The organism is Puia dinghuensis, from assembly GCF_014642875.1.
GTDB lineage: Bacteria > Bacteroidota > Bacteroidia > Chitinophagales > Chitinophagaceae > Puia > Puia dinghuensis.
Genome location: NZ_BMJC01000004.1, coordinates 185,486 through 205,283, shown reverse-complemented (window position 1 = coordinate 205,283; position 19,798 = coordinate 185,486). Strand labels below are relative to the sequence as shown.

Genomic DNA, 19,798 nt, shown 5'->3' with positions numbered 1-19,798 from the left:
AGTTTGTCTGGATAAAAATTGAGAACTTTACGCCCGCTATGGAATCCTACACCCGCTCTTCCTCGCGTCCGGTGGCCATCTGGGTTTACACCGGTGTTATCATGCTACTCGTTCAAGTGATCCTTGGGGGTATCACCCGGCTCACCGGTTCGGGTCTTTCGATCACCGAATGGAAGGTGGTCACCGGCGCCCTCCCGCCCATAAACGCCGCCCAATGGCAGGACGCCTTTGACAAATACCGGCAGACCCCCCAGTTTAGGTTGATCAATTCCGATTTTACCCTTCCCGATTTCAAATTCATCTTCTTCTGGGAATGGTTTCACCGCTTTTGGGCGCGGCTCGTAGGGGTAGTATTCCTGGTTGGATTTGTCTGGCTGCTGTTAAAGAAAAAGCTGCAGCCGGCGATGATCCGTCCCCTCATCATCCTCTTTCTGCTTGGCGCTTTACAGGGAGCCATCGGCTGGGTTATGGTGGCCAGCGGCCTCACGGGCGATGCCATTTATGTGGCGCCTACGAAACTGGGACTTCACTTCGTCTTTGCCCTTGGACTGGTCGTCTATGCCTTCTGGTTCGCGCTTGACCTCTCCGTTGCACCCGGCGCCCGCCTGCTCAACCGCCAAACCTCCACTCTCCGGCGCTGGACGGTGGTGATCCTCATCCTGCTTTTCTTCCAATTATTATATGGAGCCCTGATGGCCGGTCACAAGGCGGCAGCCGTTGCTCCGACATGGCCCACCATCAACGGCAGCTGGCTGCCCGATGGGGTATTTAGTCAACATCCCTTGTTCCGGGACCTCGTCGGCAACCCTTTCACCGTACACTTCATCCACCGTACCCTTGCCTACACCCTTTTCCTGTGCGTCCTGGCCTGGACGGCCGCCGCCCTTCATGTCCGGCGGCCGGTGCCGGATTCCTTTCGCCGGCTGCGCTGGCTGCCCCTGCTGGTCGTGTCGCTTCAGATAGTGCTTGGCATCAGCAGCCTGCTCACCAGCCCTGGCATCATCGCTCACCAGTGGGTTGCCTTTGACTGGCTGGCGCTGTTTCACCAGATGACGGGCCTCTTATTCCTACTGACAATGGTCGGGATGTTGTACCTTGTGGTACCAGACCATAAGAGTCATTCTGTAACCGTATGATGCGCATCCTTAAAAGCATTTATCATTTCTTTCCTGTACAGCTTCTTTTGTTGCATGTAAAAAAGTTCCAGGTATTGCTGATATTCTGGCTGATCCTCTTCAGCACCCTCAACGGGGGATTTATGCATTCCTATGGGGCGGCGGCGCTCTTCCTTTCGCCGGAATACCTGGGAGATGTCAGTCCCATCAGCACAGCCATCGTCGGCGTGGCGACCGGCATCTATATCATGGCCTGGAACATCACCACCTTTATCATCTTCTGCCGGCATTTCCGTTTCCTGGCAACGACGACAAAGCCCTTTCTGAAATATTGCATCAACAACGCCATTCTCCCGGCTATCTTCCTGATCTTTTACCTTGTAAAAGCCATGGAGTTTAGCATTCACCGGGAACTTATGCCCGGGAGATCCTTTATTTTACTATGCTTCGGTTTCCTCTCCGGGTTGATCTTTGTCCTCGGGGTCTCTCTGATATATTTCTTCCGTGCCGACAAGAACATCATCCGCCGGATGACACCGGTGATCAATAACCCCAAACTCTTTAAATCGCAGTTTTCCAAAGAAGAAGTAAAGCTCAACGATAGCCGGCTGATGCACGTCGACTATTATCTCAACTCCCTCACGTCCATGAGGAAGACCCGCGATGTGGCGCACTACAGCAAGGCCTTTATCGAGAGCATCTTCAACCGGCATCATATCTCCGCCGTCCTCTCCATCTTCATGGCCTTTGTCTCGCTGATCATCATCGGCTTTTTCATGGACAGCCGCTACTTCCAGCTGCCTGCCGCCGCCAGCATCCTGATCTTCTTCGCCATCCTCATCTCGCTCACCGGGGCCTTCTCCTATTTCCTCCAATCCTGGAGCATTCCCTTTTTCATCCTCGTCTACTTCGCCCTGAACCTGCTGTATAAATATAACGTCATCGATCCAACGAATAAAGCATACGGCGTCAATTACACCGAAAAGGATGACCGGCCATTGTACGACCGGGAGACCCTGCTGGATTTGTGTTCGGATAAGAACGTGCAGCGGGACAAGGAGAACATGCTGCGCATCCTGGAGAGATGGAAGGCCCGCCAGGCGTCGCAAAAACCGGTGCTCTTCCTCGTCAACACCAGCGGCGGGGGCAGCCGCAGCGCCACCTTTACCCTGAGCATTCTGCAACGGCTGGACAGCCTCAGCGGCGGGAAATTAATGCGCAAGACCTTTCTCATCACCGGCGCTTCCGGCGGGATGCTTGGCGCCGCCTATTTCCGGGAATTATCCCGGCGGCGAGACGCCGGCGATACCTCCATTCACCTGGAAGACCATCGGTATGTCAACGACATCTCCGGCGACCTGCTCAACACCCTCTTTTCTTCTTTTGTAGCCCGCGACCTTGCCTCGCCCGCACAAAAATTCACCGTGGGTGATCAGGAATATGTAAAAGACCGCGGCTTTGCCTTCGAACAACGCTTGAACGAGAATACCCACGGCATCCTCGACAAGCAGCTCAAAGACCTTGCTCCCGACGAAGCCGCCGCACGTATGCCGGTCTTATTGTTCAACCCGGTGATCACGCGCGACAGCCGTGCGCTGGTCATCTCCACCCAGCCAGTGAGCTTTTTAATGCGCCCCCGCTATGATAGCAGCAAGCTTCCGACGATGGATCCCGACGCGATCGACTTCGCCGCTATGTTTGCCAGGCAGCAACCAATGGATCTCCGCCTGCTCACAGCCCTTCGCATGAACGCGACCTTTCCCTATGTGTTACCCAATGTCTGGCTCCCAAGCCGGCCTGTCATCGATGTCATGGACGCCGGCTTCCGCGATAATTTCGGCGAGATGAACGCCATCCGCTTCCTCAATTCCTTCCGCGAATGGCTGCAGGAGAATACCAGCGGCGTTGTGCTGTTGCAGATCCGCGACCGGAAAGCCGGCGGCTGGGAAAATCCTTTCGAATCCGATGACATCACGGAGATCATCACAAAACCCATACTGCTATTGCAGGACAACTGGTACAAGATGCAGGAGTATAACCAGGACGATCTGCTGAGCCTGGCGAATAACGGGATGGGCTTCCCTTTCCGGAAACTGGTGTTTCAATATGTTCCCCGCACCGAAGAGGCCGGGGCAGCGCTCAATTTTCATCTTACCAAACAGGAAAAGCTGAATATCACCGGGGCGCTGGATAATTCGGATAATCAACGCGCCTTCCAGCTGTTTACCCGGCTGGCTTCAGATCATTGACCCGATGCCCAAAGGCCAGAACCCCACCATGAACCAATGCCGGGCCGCCGTCAGGCGCAAATCACGGTTGGATCAACTGAATAGCCTTCGGCACGACGCTGATGTGAAACTCGCTTGCCGACGCCTTGGGGTCCCCATCGATATGCAACGGCGCATGGCCCGGGTTTTCGATCACCAGCGCAGGAGTCTGAAAATAAATGATCTTGATCCTTGCCCCGCTTTCGGCCTCAGGTTTCGCCAGTACGCGATAGCCGCCCATCACCTGGCGAATGACGGATACCAGGAAGCGCAGCTGGTTCGTTTTCTTGGCAATGACGATATCGAGCAAACCGTCGTGCAGACTGGCCTTTGGCGCGATGGTGAAGTTGTTGCCAAACTGGTTGCCGTTGGCGATGCTGATAAAAAAGGCTTCTTCGCCAAACGAAGCATCCTGGCCGTTGCCGGAAGGGATCCGCAGCCGGAAGGGATAGGGCCGGGCGTTGAAGAAATTCTTCAGCGTCACCCGGACATACGTGCGGAAACCCCGTTTGGTCTGGCTGGCGAACTCCTCCGCAACTTTGGCATCAAAGCCAATGCCGCAAAGCATACAGGAAAACTGCCCATTGATGAGAAACCCGTCGATGGGTGAGGCATTTGCGGTAAAAATTATCTCCAGCGCTCTCTCCACATCTTTGGGGATACCGGCGGCGAAGGCGAGTCCATTGCCCGAACCCATCGGAACGATGCCGATGCGGACATCTACCCCGGCGAGCGCTGCGGCCACCGCGCTTACCGTCCCATCCCCCCCGCAAACGATGATGTCCGTCACGGCCGTCTGCTCGATAAAGGGAAGCAGAAAGGCATAGTCGCCCTCTGCATTGGTGGGTAAAATGCTATAGGCAATTCCTTTCTCCCCGGTCTTTTGGCGGATCATTTCCTGTAGCGAAAACTTGCCACCAGTGCCGGAGATGGGGTTAATAAGATAAATTATTTTGCGTGATGACATCTGACGACTCGGCTTTCCGGCGCAAAGATCATTTATTTTTCCTAACTGGACGGAGTCCAGTTCGTGCACGCAGTGCACAGACATTATTTACCCGATTCGGGCAGGTGCATTATATCCGTGAGAAAATGTGAGACGCCCTTCTCCACTCCCGGCACATCATGCGACCGGATGCCGCTGCCGATGACATGCGTCCCGGCCTCGGGAATGGCCTCCTTGTATTTCATGGCGGCAGGGGTACCCAACTGATCGAACATCTCGAGCTCGGCGGAGACCTTCACCGTACTATCCTGATGGTCCTTGTCCTTATAGAAGTAGTAAAGCCCCACCGGCTGGGTCACCTTTTCAAAATGCGCCCTGGTCATCGTCGTTTCTACCAGCTCTTCAAGGGCTACCGCAGCCTCCGTGCGATATTTGGGATACCAGTATTGCCGCCACAGGGGACCGTAATCCTCCTTGCTGATGATATAATTGGAGCCGGTGACCATGTGAGCGATCTGTAATCCCCAGGGGTCGTTCAACAACCAGGCATTGGGGTCATTGATGGCGATGTTGGGTGACAACAGCACCAGGGCCGCCACTTCATCGGGATAGCTGTAAGCCAGCTGCAGCGCAAGCGTACCCCCGGTAGAAGTGCCCATGAGGATCACCTTATCCCCCAACTGCCGCCCGATGGCCAGGGCCTCCTTTGCCGAATTCCATAACCCGTCCGCCGTGAGGTTGACCATTGGTTCGGTGGTGTCGATGCCATGTTCGGCAAGCCGTGCCAGATAAAGATTACAGCCGTATTTTTTTGCGGCCCACCGGTGGACGGGATCACCTTCCCCCTGGGAGGCGGAAAACCCATGGAGATAAACGATAGCATAAGGCGTTTTGCGCCTGGAGGAATCCGCCCAGACAATTTGGGCTTCGTTGTCCGGTTTGAGCTTGTGGACGGCTTCCTGGCTGCGGATATAGCTCTCCAGGCCAGAGGCCTCGGAAGGAACCACGGGCTGTTCGGGGCTATAGGCGGGCTTGGAAGGATGCGGACCGACGAAATACAGAACGATCAACACTATCGGGATCAGGAGCCACCATCTTTTACGCATGGGATAATTTTAGTTGAAATTAAGGATTGCGGCCCCTGTTTAGATGTTTTTTGTGTTATTTCTCCCCAAACGAACCTGATCAGCTAGGAAATCCGGCCATTTCGGCGTAATTTTGCGGCTTGAATTGGGGGGTACCCTCAATCGCAAGAAGGAATAACTATATGCAAATCAGAAACATAGCGATCATCGCCCACGTCGACCACGGTAAGACTACATTGGTAGACAAGATCTTACACGCCACCCATGTATTCCGTGAAAACCAGGAGACCGGGGAATTGATCATGGATAATAATGACCTCGAAAAGGAAAGGGGTATCACCATCTTTAGCAAGAACGCCGCCGTCGAATATAAAGACACCAAGATCAATGTGATAGACACCCCTGGCCACTCTGACTTTGGGGGCGAGGTAGAGCGCGTTCTTAAAATGGCAGACGGGGTACTTCTGTTGGTGGACGCCTTCGAAGGGCCCATGCCGCAGACCCGTTTCGTTTTGCAGAAAGCCCTGCAACTCAACCTGAAACCCATCGTCGTCATCAACAAAGTAGACAAACCCAACTGCCGCCCCGACGAAGTGCACGACGCCGTGTTCGAACTCTTCTTCAACCTCGATGCGACGGAAGAACAGCTCGACTTCCCCACCTTCTACGGCAGCGGTAAGAATGGCTGGTTCAATAGCAAGAACGAACAATGTGCGGATATCACCCCCCTCCTGGACGGCATCCTGCAATATGTCCCGGCGCCGAAAGTATCCGAAGGCCCCCTGCAATTACAGATCACTTCCCTCGACTATTCCTCTTTCCTCGGGCGTATCGCCGTTGGGAAGGTGACCCGCGGATCGATAAAAGAAGGCCAGTCCATCGCCCTGGTTCAGGCCGGCGGGGTGATCAAGCGTTCAAAAGTAAAAGAGCTTTACACCTTTATGGGTATGGGTAAGAAAAAGGCGGCCGAAGTGGTAGCCGGCGATATCTGCGCCGTGGTCGGCCTGGAAGATTTCAACATCGGCGACACCATTGCCGATGCGGAAACTCCCGAAGCCCTGCCGGTGATCAGCGTCGACGAACCGACGATGAGCATGCTCTTCGGCATCAACAACTCCCCCTTCTTTGGAAAGGACGGTAAATTCGTTACCTCCCGCCACCTGCGCGACCGCCTGATGAAGGAAACCGAAAAGAATCTCGCCTTGCGCGTAGAGGATACGGACAGCGCCGACAGCTTCCTCGTCTACGGCCGCGGCATCCTCCACCTGGGCATTCTCATCGAGACTATGCGTCGCGAAGGCTTCGAGCTCACCGTTGGCCAGCCCCAGGTACTCGTAAAAGAAATAGATGGCAAGAAGCACGAACCCTATGAGATCCTGGTCGTCGACGTCCCTGCCGAGTTCAGCGGAAAGGTCATCGACATGGTGACCCAGCGCAAGGGCGAAATGCTGGTAATGGAAAGCAAGGGCGAGATGCAACACCTGGAATTTGAGATCCCCTCCCGCGGGCTTATCGGCCTGCGAAGCAATATGCTCACCAATACGGCCGGTGAAGCCGTTATGGCCCACCGCTTCCTGGAATACAAACCCTGGAAAGGCCCCATCCCCGGTCGCAACAACGGGGTGCTACTCTCCAAGAACCAGGAAAAGACCACGGCCTATTCCATCGATAAGCTGCAAGAGCGCGGAACGTTCTTCGTCGACCCCGGTGAAGACGTCTATGCCGGCCAGATCATTGCAGAACATATCAAGCCGGGCGACCTTGTCGTCAACGCAACGGAAGGCAAGAAGCTGACCAACATGCGCGCCAGCGGTAGTGATGATTCGGTGCGCATCGTCCCCAGAAAGCAGATGACCCTGGAGGAATGTATGGAATACATCCAGCAGGACGAATGCATCGAAGTGACGCCCAAAAAGATCAGGCTCCGCAAATCCATCCTGGACGAGGAAGAGCGCAAGCGCTTCCAGAAGGTGCTGAAGACGGAAGAGGTTGGCAGATAAGTCGAACTTTCTTTTCGGACAAGTCGTACCTTTACAGATGTAAACAGCCGTCTATGTACAGAAGGCATCTCGTATTCATCATCGTCTTTTCCCTGCTGCTGTCAGCGGGAGCGCTGCCCGTAAAGGCACAATGCTCCATCTGTACGCGAACGGCGCAACAACTGGGCGAACGGCCGGCCAAGGCCTTGAACAAAGGCATCATCTATTTAGCTGTAACGCCCCTCGCTATATTCGGCATCATCGGATATCGTTGGTGGAAGAGCGAACAGCATGAGCATAATGATTGAATCCCCTCTCGGACCCCGTTTGGTTTCCGTCGTCCTGGGCACTTATAATGGCGAAGCCTATCTGCGCGAACAGCTGGATTCTGTCCTGGCGCAAACCTATTCTCCCCTCGAGATCATTGCTGTAGACGACTGCAGCTCGGATGCAACCGTCAGCATCCTGCGCGAATATGCCGCCCGGGACGCCCGGATAAAAGTCTTCGTAAACGAACGCAACCTGGGCTTTATCCGCAACTTTGAGAAAGGCTGTGCGCTTTCGACCGGCAACTGGATTGCGCTCTGCGACCAGGATGATTACTGGATGCCGGATAAGGTAGAAAAAATGGTCTATGCCATCGGGGAATACCCGATGGTCTATTGCGACTCCCTGCTGTGTGACGAGCATCTCCAGCCGCTTGGCAAGAAGATCTCCGATCTCGCCCATTTCCAGTCCTTCGACGACCCGCGGCAATTGTGTGTTTTCTCCCGGATGTACGGTCATGCCACGCTGATCACCCGCCACCTTTTTGAAAAGGCCAGCCCCTTTCTCGAGGAAGTGCCGCACGATGGCTGGATGGCTTACCATGCAACCCTGTATGGTGGCGTCCGCTACCTGCCCGAAGTGCTCGTTAAATACCGCCAGCATGCGGCTAATGTCTTTGGGGTCGTCGGGCGGAAGAAGAAAAAGACCGATCGGAGCGATCGCGCCGCCAAAAAGCGAAAGGAGTTGGCGCGTGTCCGTATCCGGATGAGAGCCTATTGCGACGCCTGCCCCGATACCCTGGTAGAGCAGAAGAAGCTGCTCCGGGCGTTGGTCAGCAGCTATCGTGACTTCGCTCCATGGAATGATATCCGCCGCGTCCAGCTCTTCCTTGCCAACTATAAGCTGCTGCTGGTGGTGAAGAAGTATTCGACGGGGAGGAAATACCTGTTTTGCCTGAAAATGCTGGTGAAGATCAAATAAAGATCAAATAGGGAAATCTTTCACAAACCGGTAGAGGTTGAAGGATCCATCTTTCGAAAGCTCTTCGATGGTGGCTGCAAGCGATTTCCGGTCGACCCCTTTCATCCGTTGTTGCTGGATCAGCAGGTAAGCCTGCTCGGCGAGGATGCGATACCGTTTCTCGACGGCGCTCGGCTTCTCGCGATCGGCGTCGATGTACCGCACCAGGTCTTCGATCCCCTGTTTCTGCCAGGCCACTGTCTTCACCACCGGGATATCCCGCCCTTCCTTGCGGAAGGCCGCTGTCTGCATCGACCGCAGATTGCGAATGAAAAGATCGGCGTCTGGCCGGTCGCTCTTATTGACGACAAAGATATCGGCCACTTCCAGCAACCCTGCCTTCATGGACTGAATATCGTCGCCTGCCTCCGGCGCCAGCACAACTAATGTCGTATCGGCCAGGCCGGCGATCTCTATCTCGTTTTGTCCAACGCCTACCGTCTCGACGAGAATCTGGTCGAAGGGCGCCTGTCTTACCACATCGGTGATCTCGATGATGCGCGGATGCAATCCGCCCAACGAACCGCGTGTCGCGAGGCTGCGGATGAATACCGCCGGATGGTTATACCAGTCGCTCATCCGGATACGGTCGCCAAGCAATGCGCCATAATATAAAGTAGAGGACGGATCGACGCAAAGTACGGCCACACGTTTTTGTTCCTTTACATAATGATCAATGAGGGCATCCACCAGGGTGCTCTTACCCACACCGGGTGGACCGGTGATGCCGACTACCGGAGTGGTAGTGGGCGGCAACCCGGCCAATTGCGCGCTATAATCCTCCACGCCATTCTCCGCATAAGAGATGGCGCGTGCAAGGGCACGAAAGTCGCCCCGTTGGACATCGGCTAATAATCGAGACGGCATAGCCGTACAAATATCGCGAAAACAAGTAATTTCGCCAGTATGAGACCTGGAACGGAAAAAAAGCTCTACAAAAAAGTTCAGGAAAAAAAGGTTGCGCTGCACCACATTTGTGAGGTAGGGGTCTGGCTCCCGGAAATGTCCAATGTGCTGGATTTTATTGTAAGCGAAAAAATAAGAACAACCCTTGTAGAGCCCGATCCGAAAAGCATCGCCGCCATTCATGCTTATTTCCGGGATTATCCCAACGTCCAACTGCTTCCCTATGCCGCCTTCGATCATCATGGCGTGCTCGAACTGGTACAGCGCAACGCCTCCACCTTTGTCTCTACCCTACCCTATAGCCCGGCACTGGTAAACGATAACTATCATATCCAGCAGGAAGACCGGTTCACGGTGGAGTGCAGGCGCTTCGACGAGCTCGACGATGGGACGATCTCCCTGCTCAGCGTCGACACCGAAGGCAGTGAATGGTATGTCATCCAATACCTCAAAAGCCGGCCCCTCGTCATTTCGGTGGAGATGCATGGGAAAAGCTACCTGAATCCTTATTACGCCGAGATAGCCGGTTGGATGGCCCGTGAAGGCTATGCGAAATGGTATATGGACAAGACCGATATCGTTTACTTCCGGAAAGGCGCTTTCCCCATCACCGGCGCGGAGAAACTGCAATTGTCGCTGATGGCCGCCTTTGTCCGGTTTAGACGGGCCCGTAAGCAGATCGGGAAACTCTTTAGTCCCAAAGCAGGAAAATGAGCCCTCGAAGCTTTATCATCAGCCGGACAGACGCCATCGGGGATGTGGTCCTCACCCTGCCGGTGGCGGGTGTATTGAGATCGCTGTATCCGCAAGCAACAATTTTTTTCCTGGGTCGCAGCTATACGGAGGAAGTGGTAAAGGCCTCCGGACATATAGATGAATTTTTGAATTGGGATGAATGGAAAAGGTTGCCCGGGGGGGAAGCGGCGCGTCTCCTGGCGGCAACCGGCGCGGATACCATCATCCATGTATTTCCCAATAGACAGATCGCCCGACTGGCGCGAAGGGCCGGCATCGCCGGGCGCATCGGCACGACAAACCGGGTGTATCATTGGTTTGCCTGTAACCGGCTGGTGAAACTGTCACGCCGTCATTCTCCTTACCATGAAGCCCAGCTCAACCTCCAGCTGCTGGTTCCCCTTGGCGCCCGCAAGCTCTACACGCTGGAAGAGATCGGCGGCTATTATGGACTGACCCGGCTTCAGCCCCTCCCACCCGCTGTTGCCGCACTCCTGGATGCGGAGAGGTTCAACCTGGTATTGCACCCCAAATCCCGTGGCAGCGCCCGCGAATGGGGTCTGGATAATTTCCGGCAACTGATCGAGGCGCTGCCGCCCCAGCGGTTCAAGCTCTTTGTCACCGGGACGGCCGCCGAAGGGGAATTGCTGCAACCCCTGTTGCGGGAGTTTCCTTCACTCACCGATCTCACCGGGCGGCTAACCTTGGGGGAATTGCTATCTTTTCTTTCCCATGCAGATGGGCTGGTGGCTGCCAGCACGGGTCCGCTGCACCTGGCCGCAGCGCTAGGTGTCGCCGCCCTGGGAATTTATCCACCGATTCGCCCGATGCACCCGGGCCGCTGGGCGCCCATCGGACCCCGGGCCAAAGTCTTTGTAAAACAAGGGGATTGTGAAGCCTGCCGCAAGACGGGGGACTGCGCCTGTATGCGGGAGGTGCGGCCGGAGCTCCTATCCGACTACCTCTTCTCCCTGCTGCCGGCCACACCTAAAATCCAAAATTGACTACTTTTGCGCGTATGACTAATTTCATTCCCGTTTTTCCCTTGGGGATCGTTGTCTATCCCGGGGAAAAGGTCAACCTGCATATATTCGAACCGCGTTATAAACAGCTCATAACCGAATGCTTAGCCGAAGCAAAACCCTTTGGCATCCCGACGGTGATCGACAACCGCCTGAATGAAATGGGTACGCTGGTAAAGATCACCGAACTGGTAAAGGTGCATGACAACGGTGAAATGGACATCCGCACCCAGGGCTTACGAGTCTTCCGGATGCTGGAATTGATAAAGACCGTCCCCGACAAATTATTCAGCGGCGCCATCGTCAACTACCCCGACAATATCGAAGGGCCCGGCAAACGGGAGCTTATGCAAAAGGTGGTCAACGCCATTCGCGAGTTGCATCGCCTGCTGGATATTGAAAAAGATTTTCAAAAACCCGATGAAGAGCTCGCTAGCTATGACATCGCGCATCATGCTGGTCTTTCGCTGGAACAGGAATATGAATTACTGGGATTACTAAGGGAAGAACAACGCCAGGAATATATCAAACGCCACCTGGGAAAAGTGTTGCCGATCATCGCCGAAATGGAGACCCTGAAGGAAAGAGTAAAATTGAACGGACATTTCAAAAATCTTTCCTCATTCAAATTTGAAGACTAGCATGGCTACGACCCTCTGTTTTGACTTCGGCAATACCCGGATGAAATGCGCTGTTTTCGTCGACGGCAACTTTGTGGCGGAGCAGGTGCTGGCCGACGATAGCGATGCAACGGTAAAGATGCTGCTCGATCAGTATCACCCCGATAAAAGCATCTTATCTTCCGTCATCGATCATAATCCGGGCATGGAAACGCTGTTGCAACAGCATACGCACTTTCACAGATTAGGTCATCAGTCCAGGCTGCCGGTAACAACCCCTGTCGGCAAGCCCGAGACCATCGGCGCCGATCGCCTCGCGCTTGTTGTAGCCGCCGTGACCCTCTTTCCCGGGAAGAACAATCTTGTCATCGGATTGGGCTCTGCCATAACGTACAACTATGTCAACAAATACAAGGAATTCATCGGTGGCGGCATCTCGCCAGGGATGGAGATGCGCTTCAAATCCCTCAACGCCTTTACTGCCAAACTGCCCCTGGTAAAAGCCGACTGGAATTTCCCGCTGGCGGGTTATGATACCCGGACCAATATCCTCAGCGGGGTGATCCTGGGGATGGCCAAAGAGGTGGATGGCATTATTGAAGCCTATGAGGAGAAATATGACAACTTTAACGTGTTATTGAGCGGCGGGGACTCGGCTTACTTTACCCGTCACCTGAAAAAGAAGATATTTGTGGACCCGCATTTGATCTATAAAGGTTTGTATGCCATCAGTGAGTACAATCAATAAAATAGGACTGGTAGTGTTCATCGCCTGTCTCGGCGTTGTGGCTTGCAACGACAAGGCTGCCGTGCAGCCTGTGGCCACCGGTCCGCATAAGATAATCCCCGAAGAAGCGACCGATCTCACGAGCCTGCTGAGCGAACCCGTGACGGACTCCAGTGGTAAACTGGGGGCCAGGGTGAAGGGGAAGCTAACGGCTCCCTATATGCTGCGTTATCAGTTGGCCGATTCGCCCTATGCGGAATTCCCCCGGACCCTGCACGTCGACTTTTACAACGACTCGCTGAAAACGGAAAGCCAGCTCGATTCCAAATATGGAAAGTATTACCAGAACCAGGAGAAGGTTTTCCTGCGGGATTCGGTCGTAGTAAAGAATCTCAAAAAGGGCGACACCCTCCGATGCAAACAGCTGTGGTGGGACCAGCATACGGAAAAATTCTATACGGACGACTCGGTTCGGATCTATACCCCCGATAAGATCCTCTATGGTACGGGCATGGAAGCCGATCAGAACTTCCGCTGGTATACCATCAAGAAGCTCTCCGGCGTCGTGCTCACCGCCGGCAGCGCCATCCCTAAATAAAACAAGTCATAGGTTCGCGGCTATCCTGGATAATAAGCCCCACTGCGATTTGGCCTGATAGTCAATTAAATAGCGTCAACGTCCCGCCGGCCCGCCCGCTTCCCCGACAATGACCCCACCACCGGCTGGATAGCCCCCATTCCCGCCGTTGAATTTTTAATCGAAAAATTTTCAATTAAACGTTTGTTTAATTCAAACGTTTGTTTAACTTTGTGGAAGCAATCAGCAGTTTACATGTCAGATAAAAGAGAACATATCCTCATCGTAGCAGAAGAGCTTTTTGGAGACAAGGGATTTGACGGAACATCCGTCCGGGATATCGCTCAAAAGGCGGGGGTCAACCTGGCCATGATCTCTTATTATTTTGGCTCCAAGGAGAAATTGCTGGAATCCTTGATCACTTTCCGTGCCGAATATGCCTTCGGCATCCTGGTTGAGCTGAACAAGGACGAGTCCCTGAGTCCCTGGGACAAGATCGACCGGCTGGTCGAATTCTATGTCGACCGCATCCTCAATAACCTACGGTTTCACAATATAATGTACCACGAGGCGACGTCCGTCCGAAACGAAGAGATCAAGAACAGGATATTAGCCATTAAGCTGCGCAACCTTGAGCAGATAACAAAGATTATAACAGACGGTCAGCAGAAAAAACTCTTCCGGCAGGTGGACGTCGCCTTAACCGTGGGAACCATCATGGGAACCATCTCAGCCTACACTCAGTCCCGCCCCTACGGTTGCGCTGTTCTTACCATAAAAGAAGACGCGGACGACGAAACCTATCGCGCAAAGCTTGCCCCCCGCCTGAAGGCCCATCTTAAGCATCTGCTGCGGGCCCACCTGGATATCCGGAACGAGACCCAAGCCTCCAACTGAGCCTTCGAGCGGCGACGATCCAAAAATTGAACGTAGTTTAAATACAAGAATCAACATGGAAAAAAAGTTAGCAGGAGTTTTGTGCTTCTTACTTTTTACAATCCTGGTAGCCCACGCACAGCCACAGCCAAGGACCCTTACCCTGGAAGAGGCGGTGCAGCTGGGACTTCAGAACAGCAAACAATTAAAAAGATCACAGGACAAGATCGATCTGGCCCTGACCCGTCTTGATCAGGCCAAAGACCTTCGCCTCCCCAACGCCAAGGTCGGCTTTCAATACCTTCATGCCCTGATGTTGTCCCGCCTGGTCAGCATCCCCGGCCTGACAAAGGAGCCGATCAAACTGAATTTTGACTTTCCCGCCTATGTGGGAACATTATCCGTGTCCGAACCCATCTTCAACGGCAACCAGTTCAAGTATGCCCGCCAGTCGGCCGATCTGATGGTGCAGATGAGCCGGCTCGACGCCGACAAGGACAAGGACGATATCACCTACCTGGTGATCAACTCCTATCTCAATTATGATAAGATTCTCGAGAACCTGCTCATTGTCGCGCAGAACATGCAGGACGTGCAGAGCAAGCTGGATGAACAGATCAAATACGAAAGCCAGGGTCTTGCAACACAGAATGACGTCCTCCGCTTCCAGTTGCAGAAATCACAAATACAGCTGACGGAGATACAGCTCGAGAACAACCGGAAGATCGCCAATTACAATATGGATATCATCCTTGGCCTGCCGGATACCACCGAGATCATCCTGCCCCCCGTGAATTACCGGATAAACGAGCAGTTTGCCTTTGGCGACCTGATACAGACAGCCGAGACCAATCGCCGGGAATTGCAAGACCTCTCCTATCAGACGAAGATGGCCGACATCGATATCAAGAAGATCCATGACCAGCGGCTGCCCACGGTCTCTGCTACGGGCGGGATGTACTACATCAACCCGACGGGTGACCCTATCCCGATGCACAACAACCTGCTGGCGCCCCTCACCCTTGGTGTCGGCGTCTCCTGGAATATCGGTACCCTGTATACCAATAAGAACAAGGAAAGGGAAGCGGCCGTGCAACGCCGCGATCTGAATGTGGCCCGCGACCAGACCCTCGATGACATCCACCAGGACGTACACCAGCAATTCATGCTATACCAGACGGCCCTGGAACAGATAAAGGTGTTACAGGTGGCCGTCACCCAGGCAGAAGAGAACGAACGCATCACCGAATCCAAGTACCGCAACAACCTGGTGAATACTACCGACCGTATCGATGCACAAACCCTGTTGTACCAGGCGCGGGTGAACCTCGAGCTGGCAAAATCCGACGCCACCATCTCTTATTATAATGTCCTGAGAGCTACCGGGAACCTGATGGGCCAAGGGCCCATCGGCCGAAGGCCAAACATTAAATAAAGCCGGAGGACCGTAAAACGGTCCGATGGCGTAATCGAAACCAAAGCAAATTCGAACACAAGATCATTTAAAGATTATGGAACAGAATAACACTCAAAAAAAGCCTCGTAGAAAACTCGCATTTCCGATCATCCTGGGTATCGTCCTGGTCGGAGCGCTGTTCTTCTCTATAAAGGAATATGTATTCTTACAGTCCCACGAGGAAACCGATGATGCACAGGTGGATGGGGACATCAGCCCCATTATTGCCCGGGTATCCGGGTATGTGATGGATATCCGCTTCAAGGATAACCAGGTCGTACATGCAGGGGACACCCTCGTGATCCTCGACGACCGGGACTATAAGATAAAGCTCGACCAGGCCTATGCCGCACTGGCCGCAGCACAAAAGAATGCCGCCGCAACCGGCGCCGCCATCACGGAAGCCCAGTCCAACTTTGCCGTACAGAAGGCGAATATCGAACAGGCCCAGGTGCGCTTGTGGAAGGCCACCCAGGACTACGAACGCTACAAGAACCTCTACGATGACCACGCCATTACAAAGGCCCAGCTCGATGACGCGACCGCCGAAAGAGACGCCGCACAGGCTTCCCTGGATGCCGCCAAGAGCCAGGTTCCTGTCATCGACAGAAGAGTGTTCACCAGCAAAGAACAAACGGTGGCTACCACCTCCATCATCGATGCACGCAAGGCCGATGTCGAATATGCGCAGTTGCAGTTGAGCTATACGGTGATCACGGCCCCGGCCACCGGCATCGTCTCCAAACGGAATATCCAGGTTGGTCAGCTGGTACAGGCCGGCTCCCCCCTCTTCTCCGTTGTGCACGAAGACATCTATATCACCGCCAACTTCAAGGAGACCCAGATGCGGGATATCAACGTAGGCCAGAAAGTGGATATCCGGGTGGATGCTTTTGAAAAGAACGTGATTCCCGGTACGATAGAATCCTTCTCCGGTGCAACAGGCGCTAAATTCTCTCTGCTTCCCCCGGACAATGCCACGGGTAACTTCGTAAAAGTGGTTCAGCGTATCCCTGTCCGCATCCATATCGATGCCGATACGGCAGTACTGCATAGAATGAGGCCGGGGATGAGCGTGGATGTCGTCGTCCATACCAAATAGCCGGGAACAAGAGCAGAATTGAACATTTAAATTTTTTGATATGGCAGAATATGGTTTTAGAAGGTGGATCATCACTTTCACCGTTATTACGGCCGCCCTGCTGGAGCTGATCGATACGACCATTGTCAACGTGGCGCTCCCCAACATCATGGGTAACCTGGGCGCCACGCTCGAAGACGCCAACTGGATCGTGACGGGTTATGCCGTGGCCAACGTAATCATCCTGCCCATGTCGGGATGGTTGGGCGACCGGTTTGGCCGGAAGAACTACTTTCTGGCTTCGATCCTGATTTTTACCGTCGCTTCCTTCCTCTGCGGGAATTCCCATAGCCTTTCCGAACTCATCGCTTTCCGGCTACTGCAGGGGCTTGCCGGCGGGGGCCTTATCTCTACCGGACAGGCGATACTGCTCGAGACTTGGCCACCCAGTGAAGTGGGGATGGCGACCGCCCTTTTCGGCCTGGGCGCCGTTGTCGGACCGACCGTAGGACCGACCATCGGTGGCTTTATCACCGATAACCTTTCCTGGGAGTGGATCTTCTACGTCAATATCCCGGTAGGTGCGATTGCAGCCTTTTGCGTGTCCACCTTTGTGCGGGAGTCGCCAAAATACGGCCAGGGGAAGCGCATCGACTGGTGGGGTATCTTCTTCCTGGCCCTGGGTGTGGGCGCCCTCCAGGTAGTGCTGGAAAAGGGCGAGGATAAGGACTGGACCCAGACGTGGTGGATCACCGCACTCATCTGGACAACTATCGTTTCTGCGATCTGCTTTGTATGGCGGGAAGTGAGCATCGATTATCCCGTGGTCAACTTCAGGATACTGCGCCATCGAAGCTTCTTTATCGGCATATTCACTTCCTTCGTGCTGGGAGTGGCCCTCTACGGAAGTACTTTCATCTTCCCGGTATTCTGTCAGAACCTCCTGGGATTCACCGCTCAACAGACGGGTCTGATCCTCTTCCCGGGCGGCCTGGCCACCATCATGTGTATGCCGTTTGTGGGTAATCTGCTAAAGAAGGGTTTCCCGGCGCAGATCCTCTCGGCCGGCGGCTTTATCCTCTTTTTTATATTCTGCTGGATGTTGTCCAGCAGCACCCTGGAATCCGGTACCGGCAACTTCTTCTGGCCCCTCATTGTCCGGGGCGTCGGAATGGCTATCCTGTTCGTGCCCCTGACCACACTGGCTATTGCCGACCTGAGAGGCCCCGAGATCGGCCAGGGTACGGGTCTGAACAATATGATGCGGCAGCTGGGTGGTTCCTTCGGCATCGCCATTATGACCACCATCATCCACATCCGGATGGGGACCAACCGGGCAATTATCCTGGAGAATATCCACAACTTTAATCCGGCCTTTACCGCGAGGTATAACCAGATAGTACAGGGTTTCCTTGCCCAGGGCATTCCCTACACCCGGGCCCAGGAAATGGGGTATGCGGCGGTAGAAGGCATTGTCACCAAACAGACCATGCTCACCACATACAACGGGGTCTACCTGCTCATCGGCGTATTCACCCTTTGCTGTGTACCACTCATTTTCTTACAACCTTTTAAAAAGAAACCGGTGGCGATGCCCGTCGACGCACACTAATAAATTATTAGATAGGAAAAAGATACAACCGAACGGCAACCAAATCAACAGCTCAGACCATAGGTCCATGCAAAAGAAAAGTCCTGATCTTACTCAGGACTTTTCAATTTTTTTGTACGATACTTAACCAACAGTTCTCGGCCATCAATAGGTACAAATTTTAATTCGGCTTGTTCTTAGGATCTGGATTCGAAGTGGATTTTGGATTTAACTGAATAAGTTTTGATCGATAAAGGATTCAGGGTTTCGACGGATGATTGGATTGATTCTGGTTTTTGTTAAGGATCTTGGATGACGGATTTCAGTTGGAAATTGGATTTTTGGTTTTTCTTCGGATTTTTTCATTCATTCATTCAGTTGGCTTTCCCAGGATTATTGGATCGTGAATCGCTTGTCGATCATACTTAACAATACAAACATACAACTTGGTGTTAATGAGCGCAAGAGAATAAACGCGTTATTTCTATGTTGATGAATTTACGGTTGAACTCGTAGAACTACGAATACGGGCTTGGTATTGACACGCGATTTTTTTGGCTGCATCATAAATTAGCCTATTTTGTAGTTTACTAAAATGATCCAGATCAATCTTCATGAGGAATTTCGAGAACAAAACAGTACTTATCACCGGAGGCACCCGTGGCATCGGCAAAGCCATCGCTCTTCGGCTGGCAAAAGAGGGCGCTAATATCGCTATCGTGGGTAAGACAGCCGAGCCCAACCCCAAGTTAGAAGGAACCATCTATACCGCGGCCGAAGAAATAACCGCCGCCGGCGGCGGCCGCGTCCTCCCCTTACAGGGCGACATCCGCTTCGATGAAAACATCCAATCCATTGTCGCCAGGACGGTCGAGACCTTTGGAGGCATCGACATCCTGGTCAACAACGCCAGCGCCATCAACATCGCCACAACCGAACATGTAGAGCCCAAGCGTTACGACCTGATGCAGGACATCAATGTCCGGGGAACATACTTTATGAGCCAGGCCTGTATCCCCCATCTCAAACAAGCCCATAACCCGCATATCCTGAATCTGTCGCCACCACTGAACCTGGATAATCGTTGGTTTGCGCCCCATCTTGCCTATACGCTGAGTAAATATGGGATGAGCATGATCGTGCTGGGGCTGGCCGAAGAGCTGAGGCAATACCGGATAGCTGCAAACGCCCTCTGGCCAAAGACTATTATCGCTACTGCCGCGGTGAAGAATGTGCTCGGCGGCGACTTCCTCATCCAGCGAAGCCGTACCGCAGACATCGTTGCCGATGCGGCCTACTATATTTTGCTAAAACCGTCTTTTGAGACCACAGGCAATTTTTTTATCGATGAAGACGTTCTACAACAGGAAGGGATCACCGATTTTGGTAAATACGCCATCAATCCCGACCAGAAACTCATGAACGACCTGTTTCTCTAAATAGTCGAGAACTCTTTTTCATTTTGATCCTTGGGTAAAAAAAGCAACAGTCCTCCCGCCTAGCGCGGGAGGAGTTTTTTTTACAATAA

18 protein-coding genes are annotated in these 19,798 nt (G+C 53.5%); 15 read left to right on the top strand and 3 right to left on the bottom strand.

All coding sequences use genetic code 11. The features are described from left to right. Positions 1-38: 38 nt before the first annotated feature. Together IEY39_RS18700 and IEY39_RS18695 are read left to right on the top strand one after the other, a co-directional pair. Complete coding sequence (locus tag IEY39_RS18700) at positions 39-1,136, top strand: COX15/CtaA family protein (RefSeq protein ID WP_188934407.1); 1,098 nt, start codon at positions 39-41, stop codon at positions 1,134-1,136. Beyond that, positions 1,133-3,364, top strand: coding sequence for a patatin-like phospholipase family protein (locus tag IEY39_RS18695; protein WP_188934405.1), 2,232 nt, complete (start codon positions 1,133-1,135; stop codon positions 3,362-3,364). The genes IEY39_RS18700 and IEY39_RS18695 overlap by 4 nt, the downstream gene beginning before the upstream one ends. A gap of 61 nt (positions 3,365-3,425) precedes the next feature. Here the strand turns inward: IEY39_RS18695 and IEY39_RS18690 are convergent, their stop codons facing one another. Both IEY39_RS18690 and IEY39_RS18685 read right to left on the bottom strand, forming a co-directional pair. Next, the gene (locus IEY39_RS18690; protein ID WP_188934403.1) at positions 3,426-4,349 is read right to left on the bottom strand and encodes a diacylglycerol/lipid kinase family protein; all 924 of its coding nucleotides are present in this window, start codon (positions 4,347-4,349) and stop codon (positions 3,426-3,428) included. An 83-nt stretch (positions 4,350-4,432) separates the two neighbouring features. Further along, on the bottom strand, positions 4,433-5,434 hold the full coding sequence (locus IEY39_RS18685; RefSeq protein WP_188934401.1) for an alpha/beta hydrolase: 1,002 nt from the start codon (positions 5,432-5,434) through the stop codon (positions 4,433-4,435). Positions 5,435-5,595: 161 nt separating this feature from the next. On the opposite strand from IEY39_RS18685, the gene typA reads away from it, so the two are divergent. The 3 genes from typA to IEY39_RS18670 are packed head-to-tail and all read left to right on the top strand — an operon-like array spanning position 5,596 to position 8,640. Further along, entirely contained in the window at positions 5,596-7,413 is a 1,818-nt protein-coding gene (gene typA / locus IEY39_RS18680) for a translational GTPase TypA (protein ID WP_188934399.1), read from the top strand. A 53-nt stretch (positions 7,414-7,466) separates the two neighbouring features. Further along, positions 7,467-7,700: a CAMCR motif-containing small membrane protein gene (locus IEY39_RS18675; RefSeq protein WP_229688978.1), complete on the top strand. Its 234-nt coding sequence runs from the start codon at positions 7,467-7,469 to the stop codon at positions 7,698-7,700. Beyond that, positions 7,684-8,640 carry a glycosyltransferase family 2 protein gene (locus tag IEY39_RS18670; protein ID WP_188934397.1) on the top strand — a complete coding sequence of 319 codons (957 nt, stop codon included), beginning with the start codon at positions 7,684-7,686 and terminating at the stop codon, positions 8,638-8,640. Before IEY39_RS18675 ends, IEY39_RS18670 begins: the two co-directional genes overlap by 17 nt. 3 nt (positions 8,641-8,643) lie before the next feature. Here IEY39_RS18670 and meaB read toward each other — a convergent pair whose 3' ends face one another. Then, positions 8,644-9,546 carry a methylmalonyl Co-A mutase-associated GTPase MeaB gene (meaB, locus tag IEY39_RS18665; RefSeq protein ID WP_188934395.1) on the bottom strand — a complete coding sequence of 301 codons (903 nt, stop codon included), beginning with the start codon at positions 9,544-9,546 and terminating at the stop codon, positions 8,644-8,646. A gap of 39 nt (positions 9,547-9,585) precedes the next feature. Here meaB and IEY39_RS18660 point away from each other — a divergent pair, with 39 nt between their 5' ends. The 10 genes from IEY39_RS18660 to IEY39_RS18615 all read left to right on the top strand — a co-directional run bounded on the left by IEY39_RS18660 (position 9,586) and on the right by IEY39_RS18615 (position 19,709). Then, positions 9,586-10,299, top strand: a complete 714-nt coding sequence (locus IEY39_RS18660) for an FkbM family methyltransferase (RefSeq protein ID WP_188934393.1) — start codon at positions 9,586-9,588, stop codon at positions 10,297-10,299. Further along, on the top strand, positions 10,296-11,324 hold the full coding sequence (locus tag IEY39_RS18655) for a glycosyltransferase family 9 protein (protein WP_188934391.1): 1,029 nt from the start codon (positions 10,296-10,298) through the stop codon (positions 11,322-11,324). The genes IEY39_RS18660 and IEY39_RS18655 overlap by 4 nt, the downstream gene beginning before the upstream one ends. Before the next feature lie 14 nt (positions 11,325-11,338). Then, positions 11,339-11,983: an LON peptidase substrate-binding domain-containing protein gene (locus IEY39_RS18650; RefSeq protein ID WP_188934389.1), complete on the top strand. Its 645-nt coding sequence runs from the start codon at positions 11,339-11,341 to the stop codon at positions 11,981-11,983. A gap of 1 nt (position 11,984) precedes the next feature. After that, complete coding sequence (locus IEY39_RS18645; protein ID WP_188934387.1) at positions 11,985-12,710, top strand: type III pantothenate kinase; 726 nt, start codon at positions 11,985-11,987, stop codon at positions 12,708-12,710. Further along, positions 12,685-13,287: an LPS export ABC transporter periplasmic protein LptC gene (gene lptC / locus IEY39_RS18640; protein ID WP_188934385.1), complete on the top strand. Its 603-nt coding sequence runs from the start codon at positions 12,685-12,687 to the stop codon at positions 13,285-13,287. The genes IEY39_RS18645 and lptC overlap by 26 nt, the downstream gene beginning before the upstream one ends. Before the next feature lie 234 nt (positions 13,288-13,521). Further along, positions 13,522-14,163 (top strand): TetR/AcrR family transcriptional regulator, encoded by a 642-nt coding sequence (locus tag IEY39_RS18635; protein ID WP_188934383.1) that lies wholly within the window; start codon positions 13,522-13,524, stop codon positions 14,161-14,163. Positions 14,164-14,218: 55 nt separating this feature from the next. Continuing rightward, a complete protein-coding gene (locus IEY39_RS18630; RefSeq protein WP_188934381.1) occupies positions 14,219-15,577 on the top strand; it encodes a TolC family protein in 1,359 nt (452 codons plus the stop codon). A gap of 76 nt (positions 15,578-15,653) precedes the next feature. Beyond that, positions 15,654-16,700 (top strand): HlyD family secretion protein, encoded by a 1,047-nt coding sequence (locus IEY39_RS18625; protein ID WP_188934379.1) that lies wholly within the window; start codon positions 15,654-15,656, stop codon positions 16,698-16,700. A 40-nt stretch (positions 16,701-16,740) separates the two neighbouring features. After that, entirely contained in the window at positions 16,741-18,291 is a 1,551-nt protein-coding gene (locus tag IEY39_RS18620) for an MDR family MFS transporter (RefSeq protein ID WP_188934377.1), read from the top strand. Between the two features lie 593 nt (positions 18,292-18,884). Then, positions 18,885-19,709, top strand: a complete 825-nt coding sequence (locus IEY39_RS18615; RefSeq protein ID WP_188934374.1) for an SDR family oxidoreductase — start codon at positions 18,885-18,887, stop codon at positions 19,707-19,709. Positions 19,710-19,798 lie beyond the last annotated feature (89 nt).